This is a genomic window from Mycobacterium sp. TH-M11, assembly GCF_057473725.1.
This window is the reverse complement of sequence record NZ_JBYCLD010000375.1, coordinates 1-3,274: the sequence shown is the minus strand read 5'-3', so window position 1 is coordinate 3,274 and position 3,274 is coordinate 1. Positions and strand designations below refer to the sequence as shown.

Annotated in this window: 3 protein-coding genes and 2 pseudogenes; 3 read left to right on the top strand and 2 right to left on the bottom strand. The window is 65.5% G+C overall.

Annotation, left to right across the window (positions count from 1 at the left end; translation table 11 throughout):
* Window positions 1–123, top strand: a pseudogene (locus AC2VOG_RS14960) (steroid delta-isomerase); the annotation flags it as partial.
* A gap of 211 nt (window positions 124–334) precedes the next feature.
* Window positions 335–745: an HIT family protein gene (locus tag AC2VOG_RS14955; protein WP_486940666.1), complete on the top strand. Its 411-nt coding sequence runs from the start codon at window positions 335–337 to the stop codon at window positions 743–745.
* On the opposite strand, the gene AC2VOG_RS14950 is transcribed toward AC2VOG_RS14955, so the two are convergent.
* Window positions 711–2,168, bottom strand: a complete 1,458-nt coding sequence (locus AC2VOG_RS14950; RefSeq protein WP_486940665.1) for a sensor histidine kinase — start codon at window positions 2,166–2,168, stop codon at window positions 711–713. The genes AC2VOG_RS14955 and AC2VOG_RS14950 overlap by 35 nt on opposite strands.
* A 5-nt stretch (window positions 2,169–2,173) precedes the next feature.
* Window positions 2,174–2,890, bottom strand: coding sequence for a response regulator transcription factor (locus AC2VOG_RS14945; protein WP_486940664.1), 717 nt, complete (start codon window positions 2,888–2,890; stop codon window positions 2,174–2,176).
* Between the two features lie 115 nt (window positions 2,891–3,005).
* Between AC2VOG_RS14945 and AC2VOG_RS14940 the strand changes: the two are divergent.
* A pseudogene (locus AC2VOG_RS14940) lies at window positions 3,006–3,274 on the top strand (hypothetical protein); the annotation flags it as partial.

Genomic DNA, 3,274 nt, shown 5'->3' with positions numbered 1-3,274 from the left:
TTTGACAACGGAATCACCAGCAGTGTGCGGGGCGTGTTCACCTACCGCGTCAACGACGCGGGACTGATCGCGAACATGCGCGGCTACTGGAACCTCGGGGCGATGACCTTCGGCAACGCGTAGTGACCTCCCCGCCGGGCCGCGGGTCACCTGGTTGGCCAAATGCATACTGCCGCGGGCGGTTTCGGGAGGCAGATTCCTCAAGCCGGCGCCGGACCTGGTGGCTGATCGGGACCACCGTGACGCTACGCGCGACATATGCTGAGCCGATGGCCCGCGTCGGCGACGATGAACCGAACAGTGCGAGCGAGATAGGGCAGGAGGAGCGGCGCCAATGACGACTGTTTTCACCAGGATCATCAACGGCGAACTTCCGGGCCGGTTTGTGTACGAGGACGACGAGGTCGTCGCCTTCCTGACTATCGAGCCGATGACCCAGGGACACACCCTGGTGGTGCCGCGCGCGGAGATCGATCAATGGCAGAGCGTCGACCAGGCCACGTTCGGACGGGTCATGTCCGTCGCCCAACTGATCGGCAAGGCGGTCACCCGGGCGTTCGACGCCGACCGCGCCGGGTTGATCATCGCCGGGCTCGAAGTCCCGCACCTGCATGTCCATGTCTTCCCGGCCAAAAGCCTCAGCGACTTCGGGTTCGCCAACGTCGACCGCAACCCGTCCCCGGAGTCGCTCGACGAGGCGCAGGCGAAGATCAAAGCGGCGCTTGCCGACCTACCGCCTGCTTGAGGGCGGGCAAGGAGGCGTCGGCAGCACGCGGCAGGCTGACGCAGAACCGGCAGCCCTTGCCAGGAGCTGTGGTCACGTTCACGGTTCCGCCGTGGGCCTGTACCAGCGAGTCCACAATTGACAATCCCAGACCGCTACCGCCGCTACTGCGCGCACGGGAGGAGTCGGTGCGGTAGAACCGCTCGAAGATCCGCAGCGCGTCCTGTTGGCTCATGCCGGGGCCTTCATCGACCACTTCCAGAATCGCCGACTCGGTGGTGGTGCCGACTCGCACCGTGACGTCCGCGGTCTCCGGGGTGTGTTGCAAGGCGTTGGCCATCAGGTTTCCCAACACCTGCCGAAGCCGGGCCTCGTCGCCCACCACCTCAGGGGTTCCGGGACCGTCGACCACCTCGATGGTGATCGCGCGACCGGGCGAAACCGCCCGCGCGTCGTGCACAGCGTCGGTGGCCAGGGCGAGCAGGTCCACCGGCTTACGGTCGATCGGGCGTTGGGTGTCGAGCCGGGCGAGCAGCAGCAGATCGTCGATGAGTAATCCCATGCGACGCGATTCGCTCTCGATGCGCGACATCACCATCTCCATATCGCGCGCCGCGCCTTGCCGGTACAACTCGGCAAACCCGCGCATGGTGGTCAGCGGTGTGCGCAACTCGTGGCTGGCGTCGGTGATGAACCGGCGCATTCGGTCTTCGGAGATCATCGCCTGCTCAGCGGAGTATTCAGACGATGCCAGCGCTCGCTGGATCTGGGCGAGCATTCCGTTGAGCGCTGCGGAAAGCCGTCCCACTTCGGTCCTCGAATCACGTTCGGGCACACGAAGATCCAGCTGGCCGCCGGCAATCGCTGCAGCAGTCTGTTCGACTTCGGTCAGCGGTTTCAGGCTTCGATGCACCACCCACGACCCCACCAGCCCCAAGACCAGCAGCACAGCCACACCGATTCCGAGCTGCAACCAGGCCAGCGAACGGACCGTGTGCTGGATCTCGGACAGGTCGTAGGCGACGGTGACCACCCGGTTCTCCCCGCGCATCGAGACGACCCGCCACTGCACCCCCGAGTTGTCCACTGAGCCGACCGTCCTCGGCACGGGTCCGACATCGTCGTTGGCCGGCAGGACGGGTTCGGCGTGGCGGTCGTTGATGACGGTCCTGCCCCGCCCGTCGGCGGACAGGCTGCGCACATAGAAGTTCGACGGCGGACGGTCCAGGTTGGCGCCGTGCGGGGTCTTCAGCGCACCTTTGGGAGCCTGCGCCCAACCCCGCGAGGCCTCCTCGAGCGTCTGGTCGGCGCGCGCGAGTAGATGTTGGTGCAAGATCGAGGTCACCGCGATGCCGGAAGCCGTCAATCCGCACGCCACCAGTAGCAAAGTGGCGGCGACCAATGCCACGCGTAGCGGCATTTCGAACCGAAGATGTCGCGGCATGGGCCTCAGCGAGGCTCCCGCAGCACGTAGCCGACGCCGCGCAGGGTGTGCAGCAGTCGCTTTTCGCCGGTGTCGATCTTGCGGCGCAGGTAGGACACGTACGACTCGACGACGTTGACGTCACCACCGAAGTCGTAGCGCCACACGTGATCCAGAATCTTCGGCTTGCTCAGCACGGTGCCCGCGTTGATCACGAAGTAGCGCAGCAGCGTGAATTCGGTGGGCGACAATGCGACCGGCTCACCGGCCTTCCATACCTCATGGGTATCTTCGTCGATTTCGATGTCGACGAATTTCAGGCGGGCGTTGCGCGACTCGGTGACGCCTTTCCCGGCGCGTCGCAGGATAACTCGCAGCCTGGCGACCACCTCTTCCAGGCTGAACGGCTTGGTGACATAGTCGTCGCCGCCGAGCGTGAGGCCGGCGATCTTGTCCTGCATCGAGTCACGGGCGGTGAGGAACAACGCCGGCGCGTCGATACCGTCGGCGCGCAGCCGGCGCAGCACCCCGAAACCATCCATGCCGGGCATCATCACGTCGAGAATCACCGCGTCCGGTTTGACGTCGCGGGCCAGATCCAGCGCCGATGCCCCGTTGGTGGCGGTATGGACCTCGAACCCTTGGAATTTGAGGCTGACCGATAACAGGTCGACGATGTTGTCTTCGTCGTCGACGACGAGTACCCGTGCCTCTGGTGCCGTTACCTGCATAACTGCTGACATGACGTCAATTCCCTCTTATCGAGCTGGCAAGCGCCTGCAAGCCAGCTGTGCCCTAGCTGGGAGTATGGTGGAAGCTCGGCCGAGGTAACCACCACGGGATGCATAGACTCGTTGGATGAATCTGGGCAAGAGCCTGGCAAGCCTCGCCACCGCGCCGGTGCGGGTCGGGCTCGCGGCCGCCGACGCCGGGGTGGGCATCGCGACGACGGCGCTCGGTATCGCGCACCGCAGCCTCGGTGACAATGCCACCGCAAGCGGCCCCAACTCGGTGGCGCATCTGCTCGGCATCGACGACGCCATGGCCAGGGCCAATCGGCTGGCCCGGTTACTCGACGACGACACCCCGCTCGGGCGTGCGATCGCCACCGACGGACCGATCGACCG